Genomic DNA, 25,588 nt, shown 5'->3' with positions numbered 1-25,588 from the left:
GGTCGGCTATGCGCCGGCGCCGGTGGAGCGCACCCGCAACGCGGGCTGGCTGTACACCTGGGCGTGGGGTGTGCAGAAGGCCAGTACGCACCAGGACGCGGCGTGGAAGTTCGTCCGCTGGGCCTCCAGTGCCTCCTACGAGCGGCTGGTGGGGCGGGAGTTGGGCTGGTCGAGGGTGCCCGGCGGCAAGCGGGCCTCGCTCTACCGCAACCCTCAGTACATCAAGTCCGCCCGCGCCTTCGCCGGTCCCACCGAGCAGGCGATCCGCTCCGCCCGGCCCGACGACCCCGGCGTACAGCAACGGCCCGCGCCGGGGATCCAGTTCGTCGGCATTCCCGAGTTCGCCGATCTGGGCACCAAGGTCTCGCACGAGATCAGCTCGGCCATCGCCGGCAAACAGAGCGTGCCCGAGGCCCTGAAGAACAGCCGGCGACCGGCACAGGAGGTGTCCGATGCCTACACAGACCACTGAGCCGGTCCGCACGGCCGGTACCGCGGCCACAGGGCCCGGTGACCGTCCGGCCGGCCGCGCCCGCCGTGCCCAGCGGGCGAAGGACTGGGCCCGCCGGGCGCCGCTGCTGCCCGCGCTGGTCTTCCTCATCGCCGTCACCCAACTCCCGTTCGTGGCAACGGTGGTGATCTCCTTCCTCCGCTGGAACGCACTCGCGCCCCAGAACCGCGGGTTCGCCGCCTTCGACAACTACCGGGCGGTCTTCACCGACCCCGCACTGCGCGCCTCGGTGGGTACGACGGTGCTGCTGACCGTGACCGTAGTACTGGTCAGCCTGCTGCTCGGCCTCGGCCTCGCGCTGCTGCTCGACCGGAGCTTCCGCGGCCGCGGCATCGTACGGACCCTGCTGATCACACCGTTCCTGGTGGTGCCGGTCGCCTCCGCGCTGCTGTGGAAGCATGCGCTCTACAACGCCTCGTACGGGCTGCTCAACGGCGCGCTGACCTGGATATGGCGGCTGTTCGGCAGCGACAGTCCGCCGCAGCCGGACTGGATGACCGACTCACCGCTGGCCGCGGTGGAGGTGTCGCTGATCTGGCAGTGGACGCCGTTCATGATGCTGATCCTGCTGGCCGGGCTCCAGAGCCGGGCGACGGACGCGATCGAGGCGGCCCGGATGGACGGCGCCTCCGCCTTCGACATCTTCCGCTATCTGACCCTGCCGCATCTGCGCCGCTACCTCGAACTGGCCGCGCTGCTGGGCACCGTGTACGTGGTGCAGAACTTCGACGCGGTGTTCACCATCACCTCCGGCGGGCTGGGCACCGCCAACCTGCCGTACACCATCTACCAGACCTTCTACCAGGCCCACGACTACGGACGGGCGTCCGCGCAGGGCGTCGTCGTGGTGCTGTGTTCGCTGGTCGTGGCCACCTTCGCGCTGCGCACCGTCTCGTCCCTGCTGCGTGAGGAGGTCACCCGATGAGCACCATCACCATGCCGCTGCGCCGCCGGCGCCGGACCGGGAGTCTGCTGGGCCTGGTGGCCTGGCTGTGCGGGATCGCCTTCTTCCTGCCCGTCGCCTGGATGGTGCTGACGTCCTTCCACAGCGAGACGGACGCCGCGACCAACCCGCCGAGCATCGGCGCCCCGCTCAGCCTGCACGGCTACCGCGAGTTCTTCGGCGCCGGCAGCGGGGCCAGCCCCTGGCCACCGCTCCTCAACTCGCTGACCGCCTCGGTGGTCTCCACCCTGCTGGTCCTCGCCCTGGCGGTACCGGCCGCCTACGCGCTGGCCATCAAGCCGGTGCGCAAGTGGAGCGATGTGCTGTTCTTCTTCCTCTCCACGAAGATGCTGCCGCTGGTGGCGGGGCTGCTGCCGGTGTATCTCGTCGCGCAGAACGCCGGGATGCTCGACAGCATCTGGCTGCTGGTCATCCTCTACACCTCGATGAACCTGCCGATCGCGGTGTGGATGATGCGCTCGTTCCTCGCCGAGGTACCGGTGGAGATGCTGGAGGCCGCCTCGATCGACGGCGCGGGCCTGACCACCACGCTGACCCGGATCGTCGCCCCGGTCGCCCTGCCCGGTATCGCCGCAACGGCGCTGATCTCCTTCATCTTCAGCTGGAACGAACTGCTCTTCGCCCGGGTACTCACCGGGATCGTGGCCGGTACCTCGCCGGTGTTCCTGACCGGACTCGTCACCAGCCAGGGCCTGTTCCTCGCCAAGGTCTGCGCCGCCGCCACCGTCATCTCCCTGCCCGTGCTCATCGCCGGGTTCGCCGCCCAGGACAAGCTCGTCCAGGGCCTCTCGCTTGGAGCCGTGAAATGAAAGCCGCAGTGATCAGCGCCCCCGGCAAGGTCGAGGTCGCCTCCGTCGAGGACCCCACGCCGGGCCCCCGCGAGGTGGTGGTCTCGGTCGCCGCCTGCGGGCTGTGCGGCACCGATCTGCACATCCTCCAGGGCGAGTTCGCGCCCTCCCTGCCGGTCGTGCCGGGTCATGAGTTCGCCGGTACCGTCGTCGCCACCGGCAGCGCGGTCACCGAACTCGCCGAGGGCGACCGGGTGGCCGTCGACCCCTCCCTCTACTGCTACGAGTGCCACTACTGCCGCCTCGGCCGCAACAACCTCTGCGAACGCTGGGCCGCGATCGGGGTGACCACGGCCGGCGGCGCCGCCGAGTACGCCGTCGCCCCCGTCGCCAACTGCGTCAAACTGCCCGACCATGTGCGCACCGAGGACGCCGCGCTGATCGAACCGCTCTCCTGCGCGGTACGCGGCTACGACATCCTGCGCTCGCAGCAACTGGGCACCCAGGTCCTGATCTACGGCTCGGGCACCATGGGCCTGATGATGCTGGAGCTCGCCAAGCGCACCGGCGCGGCCGGCGTCGACGTCGTCGACCTCAACCCGCAGCGGCTGGCCACCGCCCGCGCCCTGGGGTGCAGCAACGCGGCCGGTTCCGCCGACGAGCTGGACCGGCCGCGCGGCTGGGACGTGGTCATCGACGCCACCGGCAACGAGCACGCCATCCAGGACGCGCTCGGCCGGGTCGGCAAGGGCGGCACCTTCCTCCAGTTCGGCGTCGCCGACTACGCCGCCCGCGCCACCATCGAGCCGTACCGCATCTACAACCAGGAGATCACCATCACCGGCTCGATGGCCGTACTGCACAGCTACGAGCGGGCCGCGGAGCTGTTCGCGGCCGGCGTGCTGGACCCGGAGGTCTTCATCAGCGACCGGCTCCCGCTGGACCAGTACGCCGAGGCGATGGGGCGGTTCCGGGCCGGGGAAGGACGGAAGATCCTGGTACGGCCGTAGGGCCGGGGCCCCGGGGACAAGCCGTCCGCAACGTGCCGGTCAGGTGCCGTCCGGCGGCCTGCCCGCCAGGTGGTCCGCCAGCCGGTCGAGGAACACCCGCTGGCCCTTGACCAGGCGCTGCACGGCGGCTTCCGGTGAGCACCACGCCACCTTGTCGACCTCGGGAAAGCTGCGGAGCTCCCCGGACCCGCGCGGCCACTCCATCTCGAAGGTGCCCGGCACGATCCGCTCCGGATCGAGGTCGCTCTCGACGGCCCAGACGGTCACCACCTTGCCGCCCGACTGGCGTACGTCCCCCAGGGGCACGTACCGCCCGTCGGGCGGCGGCACTCCCAGCTCCTCCTCGAACTCCCGCCGCGCCGCGTCCAGCGCCTCCTCCGGCGGGACGTACTCCCCCTTGGGCACGGTCCACGCGCCGGCCTCCCGACGGGCCCACAGCGGCCCGCCCATGTGCGCCAGCAGCACCTCGACACCGTCGCCGGCGCCGCGGTGGAGCAGCAGTCCGGCGCTTCGCCTACCCGCCACGGCCCGGCTCTCCCCCGCCGGAGTGCGCGGCGAGCACGGTCTCCACCGTGTCCGCCTCGGCCGCGGTCTTGTCCTCCCGGTAGCGCACCACCCGCGCGAAGCGCAGGGTCACGCCCGCCGGATAGCGGGTGGAGGTCTGGAGCCCGTCGTAGGCGATCTCGACGACGAGTTCCGGACGCACCGTCACCACATGGCCGTTGTCCGCCACCGCGAGCTGCCGCAGCCGCTCGGTCTGCCAGCTGAGGGTGGCGTCGGTGAGGCCCTTGAAGGTCTTGCCCAGCATGACGAATCCGCCGTCCGGATCACGGGCCCCGAGGTGGAGGTTGGACAGCTTCCCGGTCCGCCGTCCATGGCCCCACTCCGCGGCGAGCACCACCAGGTCGAGGGTGTGCACCGGCTTGACCTTCAGCCAGGAGGCGCCCCGGCGGCCCGCGCTGTACGGGGCGTGGAGCGCCTTGACCACGACGCCCTCATGGCCCCGGCGCAGCGTCTGGATCCAGAACTCCTCGGCGGCCGCGCGGGCCACGGCGTCGGAGGGGTCCTCGACCACACAGCGGCGTACCCGCAGCGGCTCGGGGACCAGTCGCGCCAGCTCCATGTTCCGCTGTGCGCCGGGCAGTTCGAGCAGGTCCCGGTCGTCGACGGACAGGAGGTCGAAGAAGACCGGGGAGAGCGGCAGCGCGGCCTGCGCGGCGGAGACGTCGACCCGTGAGCCGAAGCGGCCCGCGACCCGCTGGAACGGCACCGGCCGCCCCTCGGCGTCCAGGGCGATCACCTCACCGTCCAGGATGAAGCGGGCGGCCGGCAGTGCCCGGGCGGCCTCGGTCACCTCGGGCAGGCGGTCGGTGACCTCGTCCAGGGTGCGGGTGTGGATACGGACGTCGGCCCCGTCCCGGTGCACCTGTACGCGGATGCCGTCGAGCTTCTCCTCCACGACGCAGGGGCCGAGCCTGTCGACCGCCTCGGCCACCGAGGCGGCGGTGTGCGCGAGCATCGGCCCGACCGGCCGGCCGACGGTGAGCCGGAACCCCGCGAGCGCCTGCGGGCCCTCGGCGAGCAGCGCCCGCGCGACCTCCTGCAACGAGCCCGCCAGCATCACGGCCCGCCGTACGCGGTCGGCCGGGGCCCCGGTCGCCTCGGCGAGCCCTTCGACGGCGAGGGCGTCCAGCGCGCCCTGCCGCACCTCACCGGTGAGCAGTCCGATCAGGAAACGCTGTTCCTCCGCGGTCGCCGCGGCCAGCAGCTCCCGTACGAGCCTGCGCCGCTCGCCCTGCGCCCCGGGCCCGGAGACCCGCGCCAGGCCGGTCAGCGCGGCGTCCACCTCGCGTACGGTCAGCGTGGCCCGCCCGGCGGGGGGCACCGGCTCGCGCAGGACGCTCCAGCCGACCCCGATCCGGCCCTGGGGCAGCCGTCCGGCGAGGTACGGGATGACGACGGGCGCGTCCTCGGGTGCGGCGGCCCGGAACAGACCGGCCAGCAGCGCGGTCTTCCGCGAGCGCGCCGGGGTCGCGGCGACCGCCGCCGACACCTCGGCCAGATCGGCGAGCAGCATACGGCCATGGTGCCCCTGTGGCGCCCGGCCCGCGCGCCCGGCCGGTCAGGGCGCGAGGTAGGAGTGGAAGAGGTTTTCCGGGTCCCACCGGGCCTTGACCTCCGCGAGGCGGTCCCAGACGGCCGGTGCGTAGGAGTACCGGGCCCGTTCGGCGCCGGCCTCCAGGTCCGCCTCCGCGATGTAGTGCCGGCCGTCGCCGCGCGGGTCCACGGCGGCCATCGCCTCCCGCAGCCATCGCCCGTTCGCGGCGTCATCGGCCGGGTCGTCCCAGATCGCGTAACAGACCAGGTAGGACGCGCCGAGCGGGGCGAAGGCCATGTTCCGCAGCAGCGCCGGGTCCTCGGAGACCGGCTGAACGGGCGCGAGCACCAGGGACTTGCCCGAGGGCGCGGTGGCCACCGCGTCGGCTATACGGGTCAGCTGGGTGCGGTAGCTCTCCGGGGCCCACAGGGTGTCCGCCCCGTACCGGTGCCCGGGTGGCCAGACCGCCGCCGCGCCCTCGTGCAGGGCGGTGTACGAGGTCGGGGTGGGCGGCTGCTCGACGACCTCGCGGTCGGCGAAGGGGCAGTCGGCGAACGGCGCGAGGGCCTGCCGGGCCTCCTCGGGTGAGGCGGCGAATGCGGTGGCGGCGACCGTGATCCGGGGCTCCGGCGGCGCCGAGGCGGCCGCCGGGCCGGCCGGGACCAGTACGAAGGCGGTCTCGACGTAGGGCGGCAGTCCGCGCGCGACCGGCTCCGCCCACTCCGTCACCCGGGCTGTCTCGGTCAGCGGGAAGGTGTGGGTGGTCGCCATGATCGATCCGGGGTGCGGGTGCAGGGTGAGCCGGAAGCGGGTGACGACACCGCAGAACCCCGGTCCGGCGCCGCGGGCGGCCCAGAACAGGTCGGGGTGCTGGGTCTCGCTGCAATCGACCGTCCGTCCGTCGGCGGTGACCACCCGGACCTCCAGTACGTCGGCGCAGGAGGCGCCCCAGGCCCGGGAGTTCCAGCCGAGGCCGCCGCTGAGCAGGAAGCCGCCCACGGTGACGGTGGGGCAGTGGCCGACCGGGAAGGCCAGGTGGTGCGGGGTGAGGGCGGCGACCAGGTCCTGGCCGGTGACGGCGGGACCGACGGTGGCCGTCGCCGGCTCGGGTCCGCCGGTGAGGGTCAGGATGCACTCCCGCAGGTCCGAGAGGTCGATCAGCAGCCCGTCGTCGCGCAGCGGGGCGCCGGACCAGTTGTGCCCGCCGGAGCGGACGGAGACGCGCAGTCCCCGTGCGCGGGCGTGGGTGACGGCCTGTACGACGTCCTCCTCCGAGGCGGCCCGCACGATGGCGCCGGGGAACCGCTCCGGCTTGACCAGGTTCCAGACCGCGTCGGCACGGGCCTCCTCGTAGCCGGGATCACCACGGCGGATCAGGGTTCCGCCGGTGTCTGTCGCGGATGCAGGTGTCCGTTGGCCCATGGTGGCCTCCTCGCTGCACAGCGGCCCGTCGGCGGGCGTCAGAGGGTGATCAGGGCGAAGACGGCGAGGGACAGCAGATAGCAGACCGCCACCACCGCGATACCGGCCAGCTGCGCCCGGCGGCCGCGGACCCGGCCGGGCTCCAGCCAGAAGGCGAGCGACTTGTTCACCACCGGCATCAGCAGCCAGGTCAGCGCGCTGACGCTCAGGATGTTCGAGATGAACATGGCCAGGTAGAGCGGGACCTTGACGCTGTCCAGCTCTTTCCCAACGGTCACGGTGAGCACCATCACGGTCGGATAGAGCGCCAGGAGAACGGTCATCGCCTGCTTCCAGTTGGGCGGTGCGCCCGCAGCCTCACCGTGGTCGAACTTGAACCAACCGCTGAACGCCGAGCCGACCTTGCGCACGTCGTAGGAGGTGAAGTACGTGTTCCCCTCCTCCAGGAGCGCTTTGCGAACATCGGATTCGAGCCAGTCGTCGAGGTGTTGGCGGGAGTCGAACCGGAAGACGACCACCCAGTGGTCCTGCACACCCGGTACGGGCTTGAACAGCTCTGAGCCCATGAAGCCCGGCGACTTCTCCTGTGCCTTGAGCGCCTTCTCCTGCCAGTTGAGAAACCCCTGTTCACAACCGGGCCTTACGTCATGGGAGATGACGGCCGTGACCATCTCCGGGAGCGCCGCCTCCGCCGGGCTGCCGCCCCGTAGCACCTCCTGCGTCGGAGGCCTCTCGAAGAGGTCATGGGCTTCTGCGAGCAATTCCCGTCGCCGGTCCGAATCCAGCCAGGCGGTCAGCTGGTCCATTCCGGAGAAACGGAATACGGCGACCCATTCGTTCGCACCGCCGGCGCCAGGCGGATATACCTCGGCGGCCACGAATCCCTGGAATTCGCGAGCGGCCTGGTTGGTTCTCTCCTGCCAGCGCTGGTACTCGTCGACCCGGCCCTCGCGGACCTTCTGCGAGGTCACAACGGTGGCAATGTCGGCCGTGGAGCCACGGCTTGCACGGGAACTCACCTTGAGTAGCCTAGTTCATAAGGTATTTATGCGGCAAATGGGGCAGTTAGTTCACGGTTCACGAAGGAACCGATGCCGAGGGGAGACCCCGCTATGGAACATAAAGAGCTCATGGCCGAGGCGGTACGGCTCGCCAAGGAGTCCGTCGAGAAGGGCTGGGGCGGCCCCTTCGGCGCCGTGCTCGCACGCGACGGCAAGATCGTCGCCCGCGGGCAGAACCGCGTCCTGCTGACCGGCGATCCCACCGCCCACGCCGAGATGGAGACCATCCGGAAGGCTGTGATGACGCTCAACCCTGAGGCCCCGTCAATCGCCCCGGAGCACCAGAACGAGAGCACGCTGAAGTACGTACCACGCCCTGAGGGCTCGCCGGACCCCGTCCCCGAACGCGCCCGGATGCTCCAGGGCTGCTCGATCTACATCAGCGGCGCGCCCTGCCCGATGTGTATGAGCGCCATCTACTGGTCGCGGATCGACGCGGTGTACTTCTCCAGCGATCTGGAGCACACCCGGATCATCGGTTTCGACGACCAGTTCCAGTACGAGGACTTCACCAAACCGCTCGACGAGCGCCGCATAAAGGTCGAGCAGATCTACCCCGAGCTGGGCGCCGACGCCTATGCGACATGGACGCATCGCGAGGAGCGGCATGCGTACTAGGGCCCTCCTCCAGTAGGGCCCCCTACCCCAAGGGCGCGGCCGGCGCACAGCCTTCCGGCCGCGCTCACTCGTACATCACATACTCCGGCCGCGGCCTGAGCCGCAGCACCTCCTTGGGCGTCATCAGGCGGCTGCCGCCCTCCGCATCCTCGTCGTAGAAGAGCTTGAAGCCGGTGTGCAGGCCGTCGGGCAGCTCGCCGACCAGCCGCCGCCAGGTCCCGCGCTTCAGGCCCGGCGAGCCGATGCCGTCGGCGCTCTTGATCAGTGCCACGCCCGGCTGCGGCCGCAGCGCGGACTGGTCGCGCACGACCGAGGTGGCCACCTGGTGGAAGACCAGGGGCTTCTGCGGCAGATCGTGCGCCCGGACCAGCCCGGACAGATAGCGGGCGACCTCGGTCAGCTCATGGCCGTCGGTCCGCCCGTAGGTGTCCCCCGGCACCTGGCCGGGTCCCATCTCCCACTCCGGGTCGAGCGCGATCCCCACATCCGGATGGACCAGCCAGTCACGCAGCGCCTTGACCTCGTCGAGCACCGCCGCGCGCCCCGGCTGGACGTTCAACAGCAGCAGCGCCCGCCGCCGGCGCGCCAGCCGGTGGAAACGGCGGATCGTGGCGGCGGGGGTCCGCGAGCGGTAGCTGCCGTCCGGGCCGGCCGCGGAGTTGGCGACCACCGCCAGCAGTTCCAGTACGGGCAGCGGCTCCCGCCCCGCCGCATACGCCTGCGCCACCTTCTCGATCTCGGCGGCACGCCCGCCGGGATCGCCGGTCCCTAGCCGCCCGAGCGCCGCGGCACCGGGCAGACCGCAGAACCCCACCAGCCGGTAGCGCGGAAACAACTCCCTTCCACCACGGGGGAGTTCGGGGCGCGGGCGGCCGGGTGCCGGGCCCCCCGGGGCGGGGGAGGCGGACGGGCCCGCCGTACCGCCGGAGCGGCCGGGAGTGCCGGCGCCGCCGGAAGGGGAGGCCCGGGTTCCCCCGGGCGTGGGGGACGGCGTACGCGCTGAGCCCGCACCCGGGGCGCGGGAAGAGGCCTCCCCGCACCCGGCGAGCAGTCCGAGCCCCGCCGCTGCCGTCGCGGCGAGCAGCCCCCGCCGGCTCGCCGCCCCGGGTATTCCGCCCGCGTTGCGCCCTGGTGTCTCGTCCGCCACACTGCCTCCGTTCCGTCGGCACGTCCGGGTCCGTGCAGTGCGCCTGTCCGCGCCGTGCGCGGCAAAACCCGTGGCGTGAACGGCGCCTGACCGGGCGTGCGCGTACCGTGCACAGGTGATCCGGCCCCGACGCCCCGAACCCCTCGACGGCACCCCCGCAACCGCCCGCAGCCTCGCCGGCACTCCGCAGCTCTGGTACGCCGCCTACGGCTCCAACATGCACACCAGCCGGCTGGCCTGCTACCTCGTCGGCGGCCGGCCCCCCGGCGGCCTGCGCAGCTACCCCGGCTGCCGGGACCCCCGCAGCCCGGCCCGCAGCGTCCCCGTCATGCTGCCCGGCCTGCTGTACTTCGCCACCGAATCGCAGGTGTGGACGGGCGGCCGGGCCTTCTACGACCCGGACCGCGCACCGGGCAACGACGGCGGGGGCGGCGCGCCCGCCGCGGCCGGGCCCGGATCGGCCCCGGCCGCCGAAATCCCGTCCCACGCCTACCTCCTGACCACCGAACAGTTCTCCGACATCGCGGCACAGGAGATGTACCGCGAACCGGGCGGGACCCTTGATCTCACCGAGGTCCTCACCCACGGACGTGCCCGGATCGGCCCCGGCCGCTACGAAACCCTGGTGTGCGCCGGGCTGCTGGACGGACTGCCGGTACTGACCTTCACCGCTCCATGGAGCAGCCACGACGGCACCGTGCCGCTCAACCCGCCCTCCGCGGCCTATCTGGAGCACATCGCGGCCGGCATCATCGCGTCCCACGGATGGAGCCCGCAGCGGGCCGCCGCCTATCTGGCCGGCTGTCCAGGAGCCCGCGGGCACTGGACGGCCACCGCCGTCGCGGAGCTGCTCAACACCCCGGGCACCCCATAAGGGGCGGCTCCGCACTCTCCGCTCACTGCTCCAGCAACCCGGGCAGGTCCGCGAAGGAATCGATCACATGGTCCGGCGTGCCGCCGGCCTCCCGATGCGTCTGCGGCAGATATTTGCCGGTCCGTACGAGCACACCGGTGATCCCGCAGCGCTGGGCGGCCAGCACATCGGACTCGATGTCGTCGCCCACCATCAGCGTCTGTTCCGCGGAGGCACCGAGGTGCGCCAGCGCCGTGCCGAAGAAGGCTTCGGCGGGTTTGCCGGTGACTTCCGCCTCGACCCGGGCGGCCTGCTCCAGCCCGGTCAGAAACGCGCCGGTGTCGAGGTCCAGCCCGCCCGCGGTACGCCAGTACAGATTGCGGTGCATGGCGACCAGCCGGGCGCCGCGCTGCACACACCGGAAGGCCGTGTTGAGCGCCGGATAGCTGAATTCCTCCCCCGCCCCGCCGAACACCACCACGTCCACCTGCGCCTCGGCATCCGCCTCCAGCGCCCCCTCCCCCACGATCCGCACACCCGCCAGATCGTCCGCCACATCACCGCTGCTGATCAGCAGACAGCGCGCGTCCGGATGGTGTTCCCGCAGGTAGACGGCGGTGACGGCAGGGGCGGTGAGGATATCGTCGGGGCCGACCGGGAAGCCCTCGTCGGCGAGTTTTCCGGCGATCGAGGCGCGGGTCCGCGAGGTGGTGTTGGTGACCAGCGCCAGCGGGAGGCCGGCGGCGCGCAGCCGTTCCATGGCCTCCACGGTGCCGGGCAGTGCCTGCCACGACACGGTGAGCACCCCGTCGATGTCGATCAGAACCGCTCCGATTCCTTCCATACGCCGACGGTAACCACGACTCCTCAGGGCCGGGCCACAAGCAGTGGGCGACGGCCGCCCGACTTGCGGACGACCGGCATCTGCGGTTACTTCGAAGTGAGGTGTGGACGTGGCTTCCGTCTCCCCTGGGTAGGGGGTGCACACACTGTGCTGTTCACCGACCGTACGGATGCAGGTCAGCGCCTTGCCGAAGCGCTACGGCACCTGGAGGGGGAAGATCCCGTTGTCCTGGGCCTGCCACGCGGCGGGGTCCCGGTGGCCTTCCAGGTGGCGCGGGCGCTCAAGGCTCCGCTCGATGTGATCGTGGTCCGCAAACTGGGGGTTCCCTACCAGCGTGAGCTGGGGTTCGGCGCGATCGGCGAGGGCGGCGTGCGCGTCATCAGCGACGACATCGTCCGCCGCGGCCGGCTCCAACAGGCCGATCTGGCCTCCGTGGAGCATGCCGAGGAGGCGGAACTTGCGCGACAGGCGCACCGGTTCCGCGACGGACGACCGCGGCTCTCCCTCGAGGGACGTACCGCGATCGTGATCGACGACGGGATCGCCACGGGTGCCACGGCGGCGGCCGCCTGCGAAGTGGTACGGGCACAGGGCGCGGCCCGGGTGGTGCTGGCCGTACCGGTGGCGCCACCGGACGCGGCGGAGCGGCTGCGCACCAAGGCCGATGAATTCATCTGTCTCTCCACGCCGTTCGGCTTCTCCGCGGTCGGCGAGTGGTACCAGGACTTCTCCCAGACGCCGGACGACGAGGTGGTGTCCCTGCTGGCGCAGGCCGCGCACGAGCCCGCCGCCGGTCCGGACACCGGTGAGGCGGCCCCTCCGGCGGACGAGGACCTGGAGGAGGAAGTGTCCATCGATGCCGCCGGGGTCCGGCTGACCGGGGACCTCAATCTGCCGGCCGGCGCCAAGGCCGTCGTCATGTTCGCCCATGGCTCGGGCAGCAGCCGTCACAGTCCACGCAACCGCCTGGTCGCCGAGGCACTGAACCACGCGGGCCTGGGCACGCTCCTCTTCGACCTGCTCACACCGGCGGAGGAGGCCAACCGGGCGAACGTCTTCGACATCGAGACCCTGGCCGGGCGGCTGACCGACGCGACCGAATGGCTGCGTGGCCGGGTCGCCGTCCCGATCGGCTACTTCGGCGCGAGCACCGGCGCCGCGGCGGCGCTACGGGCCGCCGCCTCCCCCAATGCGGACATCGGCGCCGTGGTCTCCCGCGGCGGCCGTCCTGACCTCGCCGGACCGCTGCTGGCCGGCGTACGGGCCCCGACGCTCCTCATCGTCGGCGGCAACGACCCCCTGGTCCTCGACCTCAACCGCGAGGCCGCGGCGGCCCTGCGCTGCGAGACCCAGCTCGAGATCGTCCCCGGCGCCACCCACCTCTTCGAGGAGCACGGCGCCCTCGACCAGGTCGCCGACCTCGCCAGGGACTGGTTCCAGGGCCATCTGGTCGGGTAGGGCGGGCGGTCCTGCCGCACACACCGGTCGATCGGTCGAGGGGGCGGTCAGTCGATCGTGAGCTCGCCCATCGCGCTCCAGCCGTCCGCGCCCTCGATGGTGGTGCTCACGATGTCGGGGGTGCGGCGCAGCAGGGGGCGCATCCGCTCGATTCCGGCGCGGAAGTGGTCGGAGTTGACGTGTGCTTCGGCGGCATCGTCCTTGAACGCCTCGACCAGGACGTAGGTGTGGGGGTCCTCGATGCTGCGTGACCACTCGAACCACAGGTTGCCGGGTTCCGCGCGGGTGGCGCTGGTGAAGGCTTCGACGTGCCGGGGCCACTCTTCGGCGTGCTCGGGCTTCACGGGGAACTTGACGACGATGAAGATCATCCGCCGATTCTAGGTCACCTGCCGACAACCGCCGCCAACCGGGTCATACAGGCCGCAGGCCGCGCCTGACCTGCCCCTTCACCCTTGCACATTCACCCTCGCACACCGGTTTCGGTCTCGGCCGCCGGCGTGCGGCTGAGCGCTTTGACGAGCAGTACGCCGAGGATGATGAGCGCGATGCCGAGCCATGCCGGACCGCCGTCGAAGGCGAGCACCACGATGCCCACCGGCGTCAGAAAGCCGGCCAGGGGGATCAACAGGGCGCTCAGGGGTGGTTCCGGCGGCCCGGGGAGGTTCCGTTCGCGCCGCGCACGGGCCCGCGCGACGTCCGGGTACCAGCGGGTGAACTGGAGCGCGACGATGATGGCCGCGATCTGGATGATCCATCCGGTCCACAGATTGTTGGAGTTGTGCAGGACCAGGTCACCATAGGCACCGGCTATCGCGGCCACGGCGAAGGCGGCTCCCCAGGCCCCGGTGATGTAGTAGTTGGTCCGCAGAAAGGCCGGCTCGTTCCAGATCTCGCGCGGGGCCTGCTCACGGGCGTACTGAAGGGTGAAGGGCACCCTGACCGCCATGGAGCCGAGCGCGATCACCGTCAGGGCGATGTTCGAGACCTCGCCCGCATAGTTCTCCAGCCAGCGCAGCGTGCCCGCGGAGGCGACGATGCCGATGACGGCCATCGCCGCGAAGAAGACCACATCGGCAACCTCGAGGATCTTCAGGGAACTTCCGCGGTTCTGTATCCGGCCGAGGACGACGAGCAACACGGCGAGGCCGAGCGCCACCCCGACCGCCACTTCGAAGCGGCCCGGGCCGACGAGCACCGACATCGCGATCCACGGCGACATCCCCACCACGGGGTTGTCGAGCAGCTGCGACAGCTTGCTGCCGGCGGCGGGCTCCTGCCGGTCGGTTGACATGGCAAAGGGCCCTTCATAGGGAGCACTTCCTTCCACGCTAGACCGCGGGGAGGCCAACCTCTACTCGGGCGGGACGGGGGCGGTGCCGGGGCGGTACCGCGCGGTGTCTCCGGGCCTGTGCGGGGTCTCAGGGTTGGCTCAGGGCTGCCTGGGGGCGCTGTCAGGGAAAGCCCTGAAGGCATCACGGCAGCGAACCGGAAAGCTGTCTGTCATGAGCCAGCAGAGTTCTTCTTCTTCCTTCTCGCGCAGGGCAGTTGTCGGGGCGGCACTGTCCGGCGCGGTGGTCGCCGCGACGACCGGGCCTGCCCGGGCCGCTGTGCGTCGCCCGCCCGTGCGGCCCCCGGTGCGGCCCCCTGGCGCACCGGCGCGCGCCCCGGTGCCGCCTGCCGCGCCGTTACCTCCGCTGAACGTCCCCGCGCTCCGTGCCGCCCTCGCCGACCTGGAACACCCGCAGCTGACCGCCGCCCAGCTGCGGGTGAGCGGATCGGCGGGGCGCTGGTACGGCACCGCAGGCGTCGCCGACCGGGCCAGTGGGCGGGCGGTCCATGAGCGGGACACCTTCCGCATCGGCAGCATCACCAAGGTGTTCGTGGCGACGGTGGTTCTGCAACTCGCCGCCGAGCACCGGCTCGGGCCGGAGTCGCCGGTCCAGCGCCATCTGCCCGGCCTGCTCCCCGCGGACTTCCCGCCGATCACGGTGCTCCAGCTGTTGAACCACACCAGCGGTCTCCCCGATGCGCAGGGGACACCGGACCTGTCCACCCCGGAGGCGATCGCCGCGCACCGTTACGACCGGTGGACGCCGGGGCAGCTCGTGGCGAGCGTGGCGCACGGCCCGGTGAAGTTCCTCCCCGGCACCAAGCAGGAGTACCGCGGCATCAATTACGTCCTGCTGGCGCTGCTGATCGAGCAGCTGACCGGGCGTCGTTACGGTGCGGTGATAGGCAGTCGCATTCTGCGCCCGCTGGGGCTGCGGCACACCTCCGTGCCCGGCGACGACCCAAGGATCCACGGGCCGCATGTGCACGGCTATATGAAGATGACCGACGGGTCCCTGCTGGACATCACCGCCTTCGACCAGTCGGCCGCCTGGGGCGAGGGGGAGATGATCTCCAACACCGGAGACCTGGACCGCTTCCTCACCGCCCTGTTCTCCGGCGAACTCCTGCCGCCCCGCGAGCTGAAGCGGATGTTCACCCTGCCCCCGGACGACGTACGGATGGTGGACGGCAGCCCCGCGCGCTACGCGGCCGGTCTCCAGACCGTGACGATGAACGGGATCACCCTCTGGGGCAAGACCGGTGAACGGTTCGGCTATGCGTCGGCCATGATCGCCACCGAGGACCAACAGCGCCGCGCGGTGCTCTCGTTCAACCCGACACGCCGCGATATGACCCAGCAGCAGGTCACCCTGCGCATAGGCGAGGCCCTGACGAAGGCGTAGCCGGCGGAAGATGCCCCCCCCCCCCGCAGCGCCGTGGGCTCCCCTCATCCGTATGCGGGGATACGGATGAGGAGAGCCCACAGAGGTCTCATGGCCGAGGGCCGGGCGTGGCCCTCGGCTCAGGACTGCGGCCGCTTGCCGTGGTTGGCACCCTTGCGGCGTGCCTTCTTCTTACGACGGCGCTTCGAGGACATGGCGTCTCCCTTCTCCGTGTCTCCACGATACTTTTCGCGGAATTTCTACCACTTCGTAGCGGCAACTCACCCAGTGTTACAGGTCGGCATCCTCACCGAGGTACAGACCGGCGAACGCCTTCGCCGCCGACTCGGATCCCAGCAGCCTTCGCAGCCGGGCCGAGGCCGTACCCGCCCGGAAGCGGTCGCCGGACGAGGCGCCGTGCAGCACCTCGGAGAGCCACCGCGAGAAGTCCAGGTACTGCCAGACCCGGCGCAGACACGCCTGTGAATAGCCGGCCAGGCCGCTGTCGTCACCGCGGTGGTGCGCGATCAGCGCATCGGCGAGCAGCATCGCATCGTTGAGGGCGAGATTCATCCCCTTGGCGGCGATCGGTGCGACCAGATGGGCCGCGTCACCGGCCAGGTAGAGGCGGCCGTATGCCATCGGCTCCACCACGTAGTCGTGCATGTCCAGGACCACCCTTTCGAGCAGGGGGCCTTCGGTCAGCGGGCGGGCCCCGGCCGCGGCGAGGCGGGTGTGCAGCTCGTCCCAGACCCGCGCGTCGGGCCAGTCATCGGCGTCCTCACCTGCGGCGATCTGGAGGTAGTAGCGGGTGATCCGGGGGCTGCGGGCCATCTGCGCACCGAATCCGCGCTCGTGAATGCCGAAGACCACTCCGTCCGCGGACGGCGGGGCCTCGGCCAGCAGGGCGAGCCAGGAGACGCCGTGGTCATAGCGGGTGAGGGCGGTCGCCCCGGCGGGTATCGCCGCCCTGCTCACCCCGCGCGCACCGTCGCAGCCCGCGATGACGTCACATTCGATACGGTGCCGGGCGCCGGTTTCCGGGTCGGTGTACGACACGGCGGGCCGCGCACCGTCGATCTCGTGCAGCCGCACCTCCTGCACCCCGAAGCGGGCATCGCCGCCCGCCCGGTCCACGTACGAAGCGACCAGATCGGTCACCAGCAGCTGCTGCGGATAGACGAAGTGACGCCGCCCCGCCAGCTGTGCCGTCCGGAAGGTGTGCCGCTCGCCGTCGAAGCGGAACTCGAACTCTCCCTGGGCCTCGGCGCGTTCGAGCAGCCGGTCGGCCAGCCCGTGGCGGTCCAGCGCGCGCACCGCCCACTCCTCGATGAATCCCGCACGCGGCCGCTGCTCGATGAACTCCCGGCTCTCCGCCTCCAGGACCACACACTCGACGCCGGCCTCCCGCAGCAGGTTCGCTGTGGTGAGGCCGGCGGGACCGGCACCGATGATGACGACCGAGGTACGCAGCGGGGCGGCTTCGGAGGGAGAGAACACGACACGCGTTCCTTTCAGTTACCACGCTTCTCCCTCATCCTCGCGCGGAACGGGCCTTGGCTGCCATGGCGACCGCCGCCGTCCAGGCCGGCCTGGACGGCGCGAGCCTGGACGGCGGAACCGGTCTTCGGCCGTCGGTCACGGCGTACGCGACCGCCGGCGGCGCACGACGGTGACCGTGGCGGCCACCCCCGCGAGGACGGCCGCGCCCGCGGCGGCCCACGGCAGCCACGCCGTCGCCCCTCCGGACTCCGACTCCTTTTCCGCCCGGGACGCCGCGCGTGCGGTGGCCGGTGCGGCGGGCTCGACGGACGGGGCCGCGGCGGCGGTCCCGGACGCCGTGGGCCGTGGCGACGACGCCGGCCGCGGGGACTTCTTCGCCCCGGGCCTGGGGTCCACCACCGGTACGTTGACCTTCCCCTCTCCCCGGCCGAGTTCGGGGAAGCCGGATTCCACACTGACCGTCCAGGTACCCGGAGGCAGTACCTCCTGAGTCGTGACGGTTCCGGCGTGGCCCGGGACGGCGACCAGCCGCCACGGGCCCAGCGTTCGCCCGTCCACGGACACCGCGGTGACGGTGCCCGAGATCCGCTCGGTGACCGGGTCGCGGTCGTCCTCATACGTCGCCACGGCCCGTACGTGCCCGGCCTCTTGGCCGCTGACCGTGAACCGGATGGTGTCTCCGTGCGCACCGGCCGGCCCGGCCTGGGCCAGGACGAGCAGCGGCGACGCCAGGGACGCCAGAAGGGGCACGCACAGGGCGCGAGGACGCAGACGCATGGATCGGGGCTCCTTGCCGATATGGCTTGCCGATGTGGCCCGTGGGGCAGATGTGGCCGGGGAGAGGTGTGGAACGGCGGTCAGGAGGCGGGCTGAGCGGTCCAGTTCTGCTGGCCCCGGCTGTCCGGCCGCTGTAGTTCGAGCAGCGTGCCGCCGTAGTAGTCGCGGGCGCTGACACCGAGCACCAGGTCCGTGCCCTTGGGGGCCAGCGTCCAGGTGCTGCCGGAGGCCGTCGTCTTCCACTGCTGCGACGCGGCGGACGAGCACGGCTGCTGCATCACATAGGCACCGGCCTGGAGCGAGCCGCCGACCTGGAGGCACTTGTGGGACAGCGTCGACTCGATCCGCACATGGCCGCTGCCCGCGTCACGGAAGACCCACTGCTGGTTGGCGTAGCCGTGGCGCTGCCAGCCGATGAGGACCGTGCCGTCGGCGGAGGAGCCGCCGTAGAGGTCGGCGGCCTTGCCGGTGAGGGCGTTCAGCAGCACATAGGGCTTGCCGGAGGAGATCGGGTGGCTCTGGTCACCGGCCGAAGTGGTGCGGAACGACGCCTGCGGGCCCGGCTTGGAGGTCCGGCCGTTGCGGTCCTTCACGGCGACGGCGACGGTGTAGGCGGTGTCCGGGCGCAGGTTGACGAGCCGGGTCGTGGCGGTTTTGACACTGCCGATGGACTTGTCGTTCAGAACGATGTCATAGCTCGCCGCGGAGCTGACGGCCTGCCAGCTGAGGGTCGCGGTGTCGGCGGTCACCGTGCCGACGGTCGGCTTCGGACCGGTGCCGGGACCCGGGTCCGGGTCCGTGTCCGTGTCCGGCTTGGTGCCACCGCCGTTGATGAGGAACTGGTTGTTCGCCACGTTCCAGTGGGTGGCGAGGTAGCTGCCCGGCCGCGGGGCAGTGTGGAAGTAGTCGTCGTGGTTGCAGTCGAGGCGCTCGTCGTGGCCGCGCTCGGGGCACACCGTGCGCATCTGCGGGTAGTACGGGGTGTCCGAGTAGCACATGATGTCCCACTCGTCGGTGCAGTGCGCGCCGCGGCTGGTGTTGGGAGCGCTGTTGTTGACCGCACCCAGGTTGTGACCCAGCTCGTGGGCGGCCGTGGAGGCGCTCCAGCAGCCGGAGTCGGTACGGCCGTAGGACGGGCCGAAGTTGCTCTGGTTGCTCGCGTCGGGACGCTCGTCACCGGCGAAGCTGCCGATACCGCAGTACACCTGCGTGTCGGCGAAGATCATGTACTTCCGGTCGCGGCGGTTGTAGCCCCGCTCCGCCAGCGCGTTGTTGGTGGCGCTGAACTCGCTGAGCGCCGAGGCGGGCAGCTCGACGTCCAGGACCGTGGGGGTGCAGTCAGATGCGGTGACGTACCGGATGTGCCGGGTGCCGCCGGTCTCCTTGGCGCTCTCCTCGTAGATGAGGTCGGCGCCGGCCGCCCACTGCTTGAACGAGGCGACGTACTGGCCGTACCGGGACTGGCCGGGCGCGTGCACGTACAGCACCTGCACACGGTTGCCGGAGGTGCCGTCGCCGTCGCAGACGACCTTCTGGCCGCCCGCCGCGGCCGTGCGGCTCCCCTCGCCCGCGGCGGGTGCCGCGGCCGCGGTCTGCCGACCGGCGTCCTTCCGGGCGTCGAGCACCGGCAGGGCGTCCTTCAGCAGCTCCTTCGACGACGGCGCCTGGGCGTCATCGCTGTTCAGGTCCGGCTTGGGCGCGCTGGCCTTGACGGCCGGCGGGGTGTTCCGGTGGATGTCCACCCCCTTCGGCGGCTCGTCCGGTCCGTGCGTGCACAGACCGGAGCGCTCCACCTTGTAGACGCCCACACAGGGGTCGCTCTTCGGAGCCGGCTTCAGGCCCTTGTAGACCAGGCCGTGCTTCGGGTCGCTCTTGGGCAGCTTCCCCAGCGGTGCGAGCGTCTTCTTGTGCTCGGGCCTGGCGGCCGGAGCGGGACTTGCCGCCTGCGATGCCGAGCCGGGCGCGGCGGTGGTCTCACGCTTGCCGGAGGCACCGCCACCGGTCACGCCGTAGACCACGCCGGTGGCGACGATGCCGGTCGCGGCGAGGACCGCGGCGGCGACTATGCCGGTGCGACGGCGGCCACCGCCGCTGCGAGCGGCGTGACGGCGTCTGCTTCTCTTCCCCAACTCTCTCTCCTGCCATGGGTTTTACGGTTGCGTTGAAACAGGCGTGGGCACGTTCCGGCGCGTTGGAGGTGCGCAGGGGTGCCGTGAAAGCGCCTGCCGTGTGGGGGGTCAGGGGCTCAGGGGGCTTCGCGGGAGGTCACTTCGGCGGTTCGCGACGTTCTGCGTCCACCGGGGACCGGTCGGGCGAAACGTTTCTTCTGGGGAGGGACCAGGCGTGCGACCGAGAGGACCGGCAACGGACGGGGCGTGGCCAACGGGAGTGCCGCTGCGGGGCGTGGAGCGGGAGGGCCGCCGTCGGCCCCGGGCCGGCGGTGCGGTCGTACGGGCGACCGTCGCGGTGGGGGTGCGGGACGGGCGTGGGGACCGGGTCCGGGGAGGGCCGTGAACACGGCGCGGGGCGCGGCTGCCACGAGCGTGGGCCCTGTGGTGCTTGTGCCGGGCCCGGGCATGTTCCGGGCCGTGCGGACGGCGCTCAGGACGGCGACAGGCAGCGCCGGAGTGCTCCCGGTCCGCACGGCCCGGCGTCTGTGGGGTATGAGGTGGCGGCCGTGGCCGGTGCCGCGGCGGTGCCACGCACGCACGGGATCAGCGACGGTAGCGGACCGAGCGGCGCCCGCGCGCGAGTCCGACGCCACGGATGCGGAGGGCGGGGTCATCCCGCGGGCCGCCCTCGCCCTCCCGCCCCCGTCGTCCGCCTTCGCGTACACGGCCGCCAGCAGCGCGGCCTCGGCCGCCCCCGTCATGGGTGCCAGCGTGAAGTTGACGAGGAGTTTCTCGGCGGGCGCCAACTCGTTCCGGTGCTCCGAACAGCCCGCGCAGGCGCGGATGTGCCGGGAGATCCGTTTTCGCCACAGCGGGGACGGCACCCCGTCCCACCGTTCCGCCATCGACGCCAGTTCCGCACAGACCCGGGGGCCCGCCTTACGGATGGACTCCAGCGCCCGCACCACCACCCGGGCCGTCTCCAGCTGGCCCTTCATCCGCTGCACCCGGACGCCGGTGTGCTGGGGTGAGAGCTCCAGGGCGGCCGCGACCTCGGTGCGGGTCAGTTCGCCCGCCGCCTCCAGCCACCACAGCGACATCAGGGCCGTGTCGTCGCTGTCCAGCCAGCGGGTGGCCTGGGCCAGTTCGCGGCGCTGGCCCTCCAGGCCCAGGCGCGTGATGGTCACATCGACGAAGTCGGCGCCCGGGTCGGCGATGTCGAGGGAGTCGTCCAGCCCGTCGTACCCGGGGAGGGGCGCGGTCCGCGACTGGTTCTCGCGCCAGTGCTGGCGTATCTGGTTCATGGCGATGGCCACCAGCCAGGACCGGAAGTCGGCCGGGTCGCGCAGGCTGCCCAGGCCGTTGATGACGCGGAGCATGGTCTCCTGCACCACGTCGTCGACGTCGGCGTGACCGTTCAGGGCCCGGCCGACGATGTTGTACACCAACGGCAGGCACGCGCCGACGAGTTCGTTCTGAGCCCGGTGGTCACCGTTCTGCGCGGCCGTGACCACCGCCACCACGTTTTCCGCGTCCACGCCCCCCCACTCTCTGCGTTCGCTCTCTCGGCGCTGGTGCGCGCGAGTGTGTTACGCCGTACATGTAGGGAGACGTTGGTGACTGGCGGTGCGTAACAGAAATTCGTGAAGAGACTTTCACAAGCCTCAAGTCGGGGTGTTTAGCCGTAGTTTGTCCCGTTGTTCGAGCCGACCGTCATGTCGTTACGCATTCCGACCGATTACGCAACGTCACCACGGAGGAAGGCTGAGGACGGCTCGAAGACGTTCCGGTGCCACCGCCCGGCATGAGCGCCGCCCGCACACCCCCGCCGCGAAGTGTGGTGCCCCGCCACATGGGCGCCCGATCTGGCCGTTCCTACGGTGTGGCGACACATCAACGTCCCCGCACCCCGCCGGAAGTGGTATCCATGGCCGCCCCCGCAACCGCTCCCCCGCCCACCGCCGGCCTCAGGCGCATCGTCGTCGCGAGCCTCATCGGCACCACCGTCGAGTGGTACGACTTCTTCCTCTACGGAGCAGCCGCCGCGCTGGTCTTCAACACGCTGTTCTTCCCGGACTCCGACCCGCTCGTCGGGACCCTGCTGTCCTTTCTGACGTACGCGGTCGGATTTGCCGCCCGGCCCGTCGGCGCGCTGGTCTTCGGGCATTACGGGGACCGGCTGGGCCGCAAGAAGCTGCTGGTGCTGAGTCTGCTGATGATGGGCGGTGCGACCTTCGCGATCGGGCTGCTGCCCACCCACGGGACGATCGGTACGGCGGCGCCGGTGCTGCTGACCGTGCTGCGGCTGGTGCAGGGATTCGCGCTGGGCGGTGAGTGGGGCGGCGCGGTGCTGCTGGTGTCGGAGCACGGTGACGCCCGGCGGCGCGGCTTCTGGGCGTCCTGGCCGCAGACCGGCGCACCGGCCGGGCAGTTGCTGGCCACCGGCGTGCTGTCGGCGATGACGGCGCTGCTGCCAAAGGCGTCGTTCGCGGCCTGGGGGTGGCGGGTGCCGTTCCTGCTCTCGGGCGTACTGGTCCTCGTCGGACTGTGGATGCGGCTGTCGGTGGATGAATCACCGGTCTTCCGCGCGGCATTGCGGCGCGCCGAGGCCCGGCGGGCGGCGGGCGCGGCGGTGGAGCGGACGCCGCTGGTCGCCGTACTGCGGCACCACTGGCGCGAGGTGCTGATCGCGATGGGCGCGCGGATGGCCGAGAACATCTCGTACTACGTCCTCACGGCCTTTGTGCTGGTGTACGCGACCTCGCACGCCGGCCTGTCGCAACAGACCGCGCTGAACGCGGTGTTGCTCGCCTCGGTGCTGCACTTCGCGGTGATCCCCGCGTGGGGCGCGCTCTCTGACCGGATCGGGCGGCGGCCGGTCTATCTGCTGGGCGCCGCCGGTGTGGCCGGCTGGGCGTTCCCGTTCTTCGCGCTGGTGGACTCCGGCCGCTTCGGGCCGCTGCTGCTCGCGGTGGGCGTCGGGCTGGTGCTCCACGGGGCGATGTACGCGCCGCAGGCGGCCTTCTTCGCGGAGATGTTCGCGACCCGGGTGCGGTATTCGGGGGCCTCGATCGGCGCCCAGTTCGCCTCGGTGGCGGCCGGTGCGCCCGCCCCGCTGATCGCGACCGCGTTGCTCGCCGGCTTCGGCGGCCCGGCGCCGATCGCCCTGTACGTCATCGCCGCCGCGCTGCTCACCCTGATCGCGGTGGGTGCGGCCCGGGAGACCCGGAGCCGGGATCTGGCGGCGGTGGGAGCGGCGGCGTCGCCGCCCGTACCGTCCGGAGGGGCCCGGCCGCCGGAACGGTCCGGACCGTCCGGCGGAGTCTGATGTGCGGCGGGGGCGCGGCGGGCCGTGGGACGCTCCGGGAGACGGGACGGTGGACCCGCCACGCCCCCGCCGGACGTCAGCCGCGCCGCTTGCCCTTGAGGGAGTCCTTTATCCCACGGGCGCTCTCCTTGGCGCCTTCCATGGCGTCCTTGGCCCTGGCCTTGGCCTGGTCCGTACGGCCCTCGGCGCGCAGCCGCTCGTTGCCCATGGCCTCGCCGACCTTCTCCTTGGCCTTGCCCTTCATCTTGCCCATCGAACTTTTGCCACTCATGCCGAACTCCTCTGTCCGTGGAAGGGAGCGAGAGCTCCGGGACCACGTTGCCGCAGCCGGTCGGGGTGCGCACCCGGAGCGGGTCGCCCGTTACTCCTCCGTATCGGCGGCCACGGCGTCCGCGAGCTGGTGCAATCGCAGGGCCAGCTGGATCTCCAGGGCGCGCGCCGGGCTCTGCCAGTCGGGGCCCAGCAGCCGGCTCACCCGCTCCAGGCGCTGCGCGACGGTGTTCACATGGACATGCAGCTCGTCCTTGGTGCGGGCCGGGCTCATCCCGCAGGCGAAGTAGGCGGAAAGGGTGCGCAGCAGCTCCGTACCACGGCGGGCGTCGTAGTCGGCGACCGCGCCGAGGGTGCGGTGGACGTAGCCGTCGACATCGCGGGTGTCGGCCAGCAGCAGTCCGAGGAAGCCGAAGTCGGCGGCGGCCGCGCCCTGGCCGGTCCGGCCCAGCGCGCACAGCGCCTCCCGGCAGCGTCTGGCCTCCGCGTACCCGTCCGCCACCGCCGCGGGCCGGGCGGCGGGGGCCGGGACCGGGGCGGAGGCGCCGACCGTGACGGGGACGTGGAGGGCGGTGCTGAGCCGGCCGGCGATCTCCCGTGCGGTGTGCGCCGGGTCGCCGTCGGGGCCCAGCGGCAGCAACAGCACCGCCCCGCCGTCCCGTACGGCGGCCAGCCCGTGGCGGGTCGCGGCGAGGTGGGAGGCCGCCGACCACAGGCGCCGGCGGTCGGCACCGTCGGGGCGGGGCGGGCCGCCGCAGCCGGGTGCCTGCGCCCCGGCCATCCGCGCCGCCAGCACCACATGCGGCGCGTCCAGGTTGGCGCCGACCCGGGCCGCGCGTTCGCGAAGCAGCCGGGGGTCGCGGGCGGCGGCGTCCAGGAGGTCGTCCAACAGCTCACCGCGGACCCGCTGTTCGGCCTCGCCGGCGGTGCGGCGGGCGAGCAGCAGCAGCGAGGTGACCATCGCGGCCCGCTCCAGGGTCCGCTGGTCGACCGGGTCCAGCGCCGGATGACCGCGCAGGACGAGGGCGCCGAGCACCTCGCCGCCCACCCACACCGCCGCGACCCAGTCGGCGCCGTCCCGTACGGCGTGCCCGTCGGTGCGGGAGCGGTCCACGGCAGCGGCCGGTGCCCGCTCGGGTTCGGTGAACTCCACCTCGCCGTCGAGCACTTGGGCCACCGCGTCCGCGACGTCCTGGACGCCGCCGCCGCGCAGCACCAGTTCTGCCAGCCGGTCGTGGATGTCCGAGGCGCGCTCGATGACCGCGCTGCGGTCACGGATGATCTCGTTGGCGGCCTCGAGTTCGGTAAGCGTCTTACGGGTCTCGGCAAGGAGGTTGGCGGTGTCGATGGCCACCGCGGCGTGTGCCGCGTGGGCGGCGAGCAGCGCGATCTGGCCGGGTTCGAAGACCCGCTCGCGGCGGTCGGCGGCGAAGAGCACCCCGATGACGCCGCTGCCAAGCAGCAGCGGCACCCCGAGGATCGCCACCAGGCCCTCGTCGCGGACGCCGGAGTCGATGGTGCGGGTGTGCCGGAACCGTTCGTCGTGGAAGTAGCTGTCGGTGACGTAGGGGCGGGCGGTCTGTGCGACGAGTCCGCCCAGGCCCTCGCCCATGCCGAGCCGCAGCTGCTGGAAGCGTGCGGAGACCGAGCCGTCGGTGACCCGCATGTAGGTGTCGCCGGCGGCGGGATCGTTGAGGGTGAGGTAGGCGACCTCGGTGCCCAGCAGGGAGCGGGCCCTGCGCACGATCGCGCGCAGGACGGCGTCCAGGTCGCGCAGCCCGGCCAGGTCGTGCGCGGTGGCGTAGAGCGCGGACAGCTCGGCCTCGCGCCGCCGGCGGTCCTCCAGCTCGGTGCGGACCCGCAGCGCGAGCAGTTTGGCCCGCTCCAGGGCGGCGAGCCGGCCGGCGGACGCGCCCTCGGCGCGGGCGCGCAGCACCGGGCGCTCGTACTCCTCGGCGGCGGCGCCGGTGGCCAGCAGGCCGAGGAACGGGGCCTCGGCCGGGTCGTGGGCGGAGCCGTCCCCGGGGACGGGCGCGGGCGTCGGCTGGTCGTGCGGCATGGTCACAGGCTTACCTTCGGGTCGTCGCGGTGCGCCAGACCCGGCCGCC

24 protein-coding genes are annotated in these 25,588 nt (G+C 71.9%); 9 read left to right on the top strand and 15 right to left on the bottom strand.

What is annotated here, in order from left to right; all coding sequences use genetic code 11:
- The 4 genes from ACZ55A_RS32860 to ACZ55A_RS32845 form a co-directional block, all read left to right on the top strand.
- A partial coding sequence (locus ACZ55A_RS32860) for an extracellular solute-binding protein (RefSeq protein ID WP_468847930.1) occupies positions 1-472 on the top strand: 472 nt, incomplete at its 5' end.
- On the top strand, positions 453-1,436 hold the full coding sequence (locus ACZ55A_RS32855) for a carbohydrate ABC transporter permease (RefSeq protein ID WP_468847927.1): 984 nt from the start codon (positions 453-455) through the stop codon (positions 1,434-1,436). The genes ACZ55A_RS32860 and ACZ55A_RS32855, both read left to right, overlap by 20 nt.
- Positions 1,433-2,284 (top strand): carbohydrate ABC transporter permease, encoded by an 852-nt coding sequence (locus ACZ55A_RS32850; protein ID WP_468847925.1) that lies wholly within the window; start codon positions 1,433-1,435, stop codon positions 2,282-2,284. Before ACZ55A_RS32855 ends, ACZ55A_RS32850 begins: the two co-directional genes overlap by 4 nt.
- Positions 2,281-3,273, top strand: a complete 993-nt coding sequence (locus ACZ55A_RS32845; protein ID WP_468847922.1) for a zinc-dependent alcohol dehydrogenase family protein — start codon at positions 2,281-2,283, stop codon at positions 3,271-3,273. Before ACZ55A_RS32850 ends, ACZ55A_RS32845 begins: the two co-directional genes overlap by 4 nt.
- A gap of 39 nt (positions 3,274-3,312) precedes the next feature.
- Here ACZ55A_RS32845 and ACZ55A_RS32840 read toward each other — a convergent pair whose 3' ends face one another.
- Genes ACZ55A_RS32840 through ACZ55A_RS32825 form a run of 4 tightly spaced genes read right to left on the bottom strand, consistent with a single transcriptional unit; the run spans position 3,313 to position 7,812 of the window.
- A complete protein-coding gene (locus ACZ55A_RS32840; RefSeq protein ID WP_468847919.1) occupies positions 3,313-3,798 on the bottom strand; it encodes an NUDIX hydrolase in 486 nt (161 codons plus the stop codon).
- Positions 3,788-5,350 carry an ATP-dependent DNA ligase gene (locus ACZ55A_RS32835; RefSeq protein ID WP_468847916.1) on the bottom strand — a complete coding sequence of 521 codons (1,563 nt, stop codon included), beginning with the start codon at positions 5,348-5,350 and terminating at the stop codon, positions 3,788-3,790. Before ACZ55A_RS32835 ends, ACZ55A_RS32840 begins: the two co-directional genes overlap by 11 nt.
- 45 nt (positions 5,351-5,395) lie before the next feature.
- Entirely contained in the window at positions 5,396-6,793 is a 1,398-nt protein-coding gene (locus ACZ55A_RS32830) for an FAD-binding oxidoreductase (RefSeq protein ID WP_468847913.1), read from the bottom strand.
- A gap of 38 nt (positions 6,794-6,831) precedes the next feature.
- Positions 6,832-7,812: an antibiotic biosynthesis monooxygenase gene (locus ACZ55A_RS32825; protein ID WP_468847910.1), complete on the bottom strand. Its 981-nt coding sequence runs from the start codon at positions 7,810-7,812 to the stop codon at positions 6,832-6,834.
- Positions 7,813-7,905: 93 nt separating this feature from the next.
- Between ACZ55A_RS32825 and ACZ55A_RS32820 the strand changes: the two genes are divergently transcribed.
- Positions 7,906-8,472: a nucleoside deaminase gene (locus ACZ55A_RS32820; RefSeq protein WP_468847907.1), complete on the top strand. Its 567-nt coding sequence runs from the start codon at positions 7,906-7,908 to the stop codon at positions 8,470-8,472.
- A gap of 64 nt (positions 8,473-8,536) precedes the next feature.
- Here the strand turns inward: ACZ55A_RS32820 and ACZ55A_RS32815 are convergent, their stop codons facing one another.
- Positions 8,537-9,307, bottom strand: a complete 771-nt coding sequence (locus ACZ55A_RS32815) for a hypothetical protein (RefSeq protein ID WP_468847905.1) — start codon at positions 9,305-9,307, stop codon at positions 8,537-8,539.
- Positions 9,308-9,734: 427 nt separating this feature from the next.
- On the opposite strand from ACZ55A_RS32815, the gene ACZ55A_RS32810 reads away from it, so the two are divergent.
- Positions 9,735-10,493 (top strand): histone deacetylase, encoded by a 759-nt coding sequence (locus ACZ55A_RS32810; RefSeq protein ID WP_468847902.1) that lies wholly within the window; start codon positions 9,735-9,737, stop codon positions 10,491-10,493.
- Between the two features lie 22 nt (positions 10,494-10,515).
- On the opposite strand, the gene ACZ55A_RS32805 is transcribed toward ACZ55A_RS32810, so the two are convergent.
- A complete protein-coding gene (locus ACZ55A_RS32805; RefSeq protein ID WP_468847900.1) occupies positions 10,516-11,316 on the bottom strand; it encodes an HAD-IIA family hydrolase in 801 nt (266 codons plus the stop codon).
- 147 nt (positions 11,317-11,463) lie between these two features.
- Here ACZ55A_RS32805 and ACZ55A_RS32800 point away from each other — a divergent pair, with 147 nt between their 5' ends.
- Positions 11,464-12,774 carry a phosphoribosyltransferase family protein gene (locus tag ACZ55A_RS32800; protein ID WP_468847898.1) on the top strand — a complete coding sequence of 437 codons (1,311 nt, stop codon included), beginning with the start codon at positions 11,464-11,466 and terminating at the stop codon, positions 12,772-12,774.
- A gap of 47 nt (positions 12,775-12,821) precedes the next feature.
- Here the strand turns inward: ACZ55A_RS32800 and ACZ55A_RS32795 are convergent, their stop codons facing one another.
- Together ACZ55A_RS32795 and ACZ55A_RS32790 are read right to left on the bottom strand one after the other, a co-directional pair.
- On the bottom strand, positions 12,822-13,145 hold the full coding sequence (locus ACZ55A_RS32795; protein WP_468847895.1) for a putative quinol monooxygenase: 324 nt from the start codon (positions 13,143-13,145) through the stop codon (positions 12,822-12,824).
- Between the two features lie 92 nt (positions 13,146-13,237).
- Positions 13,238-14,068, bottom strand: coding sequence for a hypothetical protein (locus tag ACZ55A_RS32790; protein WP_468847893.1), 831 nt, complete (start codon positions 14,066-14,068; stop codon positions 13,238-13,240).
- Between the two features lie 211 nt (positions 14,069-14,279).
- Between ACZ55A_RS32790 and ACZ55A_RS32785 the strand changes: the two genes are divergently transcribed.
- On the top strand, positions 14,280-15,512 hold the full coding sequence (locus tag ACZ55A_RS32785; RefSeq protein WP_468847890.1) for a serine hydrolase domain-containing protein: 1,233 nt from the start codon (positions 14,280-14,282) through the stop codon (positions 15,510-15,512).
- Positions 15,513-15,631: 119 nt separating this feature from the next.
- On the opposite strand, the gene ACZ55A_RS32780 is transcribed toward ACZ55A_RS32785, so the two are convergent.
- The 5 genes from ACZ55A_RS32780 to ACZ55A_RS32760 form a co-directional block, all read right to left on the bottom strand.
- Positions 15,632-15,706, bottom strand: coding sequence for a hypothetical protein (locus ACZ55A_RS32780; protein WP_468847956.1), 75 nt, complete (start codon positions 15,704-15,706; stop codon positions 15,632-15,634).
- 76 nt (positions 15,707-15,782) lie between these two features.
- Positions 15,783-16,991 carry a 4-hydroxybenzoate 3-monooxygenase gene (locus tag ACZ55A_RS32775; RefSeq protein ID WP_468847887.1) on the bottom strand — a complete coding sequence of 403 codons (1,209 nt, stop codon included), beginning with the start codon at positions 16,989-16,991 and terminating at the stop codon, positions 15,783-15,785.
- Between the two features lie 138 nt (positions 16,992-17,129).
- On the bottom strand, positions 17,130-17,771 hold the full coding sequence (locus tag ACZ55A_RS32770) for a hypothetical protein (protein WP_468847884.1): 642 nt from the start codon (positions 17,769-17,771) through the stop codon (positions 17,130-17,132).
- A gap of 80 nt (positions 17,772-17,851) precedes the next feature.
- Entirely contained in the window at positions 17,852-19,900 is a 2,049-nt protein-coding gene (locus ACZ55A_RS32765) for an RICIN domain-containing protein (RefSeq protein WP_468847881.1), read from the bottom strand.
- 116 nt (positions 19,901-20,016) lie between these two features.
- Positions 20,017-21,420, bottom strand: a complete 1,404-nt coding sequence (locus ACZ55A_RS32760) for an RNA polymerase sigma factor (RefSeq protein WP_468847878.1) — start codon at positions 21,418-21,420, stop codon at positions 20,017-20,019.
- 389 nt (positions 21,421-21,809) lie between these two features.
- Between ACZ55A_RS32760 and ACZ55A_RS32755 the strand changes: the two genes are divergently transcribed.
- Entirely contained in the window at positions 21,810-23,210 is a 1,401-nt protein-coding gene (locus ACZ55A_RS32755; RefSeq protein ID WP_468847875.1) for an MFS transporter, read from the top strand.
- A 76-nt stretch (positions 23,211-23,286) separates the two neighbouring features.
- On the opposite strand, the gene ACZ55A_RS32750 is transcribed toward ACZ55A_RS32755, so the two are convergent.
- Both ACZ55A_RS32750 and ACZ55A_RS32745 read right to left on the bottom strand, forming a co-directional pair.
- On the bottom strand, positions 23,287-23,481 hold the full coding sequence (locus ACZ55A_RS32750) for a CsbD family protein (protein WP_468847873.1): 195 nt from the start codon (positions 23,479-23,481) through the stop codon (positions 23,287-23,289).
- 90 nt (positions 23,482-23,571) lie between these two features.
- On the bottom strand, positions 23,572-25,539 hold the full coding sequence (locus ACZ55A_RS32745) for a helix-turn-helix domain-containing protein (RefSeq protein WP_468847870.1): 1,968 nt from the start codon (positions 25,537-25,539) through the stop codon (positions 23,572-23,574).
- Between the last annotated feature and the right edge of the window lie 49 nt (positions 25,540-25,588).

The sequence above is a fragment of the Streptomyces sp. NPDC034111 genome (genome assembly GCF_055575375.1).
Note: the sequence above shows the minus strand (reverse complement) of the source record. Positions and strands in the feature narration are given on the sequence as shown.

Coding starts and splice junctions, on each gene's coding strand:
- ACZ55A_RS32855 (WP_468847927.1), top strand. CDS start 453: ATGCCTACACAGACCACTGAGCCGGTCCGCACGGCCGGTACCGCGGCC.
- ACZ55A_RS32850 (WP_468847925.1), top strand. CDS start 1,433: ATGAGCACCATCACCATGCCGCTGCGCCGCCGGCGCCGGACCGGGAGT.
- ACZ55A_RS32845 (WP_468847922.1), top strand. CDS start 2,281: ATGAAAGCCGCAGTGATCAGCGCCCCCGGCAAGGTCGAGGTCGCCTCC.
- ACZ55A_RS32835 (WP_468847916.1), bottom strand. CDS start 5,350: ATGCTGCTCGCCGATCTGGCCGAGGTGTCGGCGGCGGTCGCCGCGACC.
- ACZ55A_RS32830 (WP_468847913.1), bottom strand. CDS start 6,793: ATGGGCCAACGGACACCTGCATCCGCGACAGACACCGGCGGAACCCTG.
- ACZ55A_RS32820 (WP_468847907.1), top strand. CDS start 7,906: ATGGAACATAAAGAGCTCATGGCCGAGGCGGTACGGCTCGCCAAGGAG.
- ACZ55A_RS32805 (WP_468847900.1), bottom strand. CDS start 11,316: ATGGAAGGAATCGGAGCGGTTCTGATCGACATCGACGGGGTGCTCACC.
- ACZ55A_RS32795 (WP_468847895.1), bottom strand. CDS start 13,145: ATGATCTTCATCGTCGTCAAGTTCCCCGTGAAGCCCGAGCACGCCGAA.
- ACZ55A_RS32790 (WP_468847893.1), bottom strand. CDS start 14,068: ATGTCAACCGACCGGCAGGAGCCCGCCGCCGGCAGCAAGCTGTCGCAG.
- ACZ55A_RS32785 (WP_468847890.1), top strand. CDS start 14,280: ATGAGCCAGCAGAGTTCTTCTTCTTCCTTCTCGCGCAGGGCAGTTGTC.
- ACZ55A_RS32770 (WP_468847884.1), bottom strand. CDS start 17,771: ATGCGTCTGCGTCCTCGCGCCCTGTGCGTGCCCCTTCTGGCGTCCCTG.
- ACZ55A_RS32755 (WP_468847875.1), top strand. CDS start 21,810: ATGGCCGCCCCCGCAACCGCTCCCCCGCCCACCGCCGGCCTCAGGCGC.
- ACZ55A_RS32750 (WP_468847873.1), bottom strand. CDS start 23,481: ATGAGTGGCAAAAGTTCGATGGGCAAGATGAAGGGCAAGGCCAAGGAG.
- ACZ55A_RS32745 (WP_468847870.1), bottom strand. CDS start 25,539: ATGCCGCACGACCAGCCGACGCCCGCGCCCGTCCCCGGGGACGGCTCC.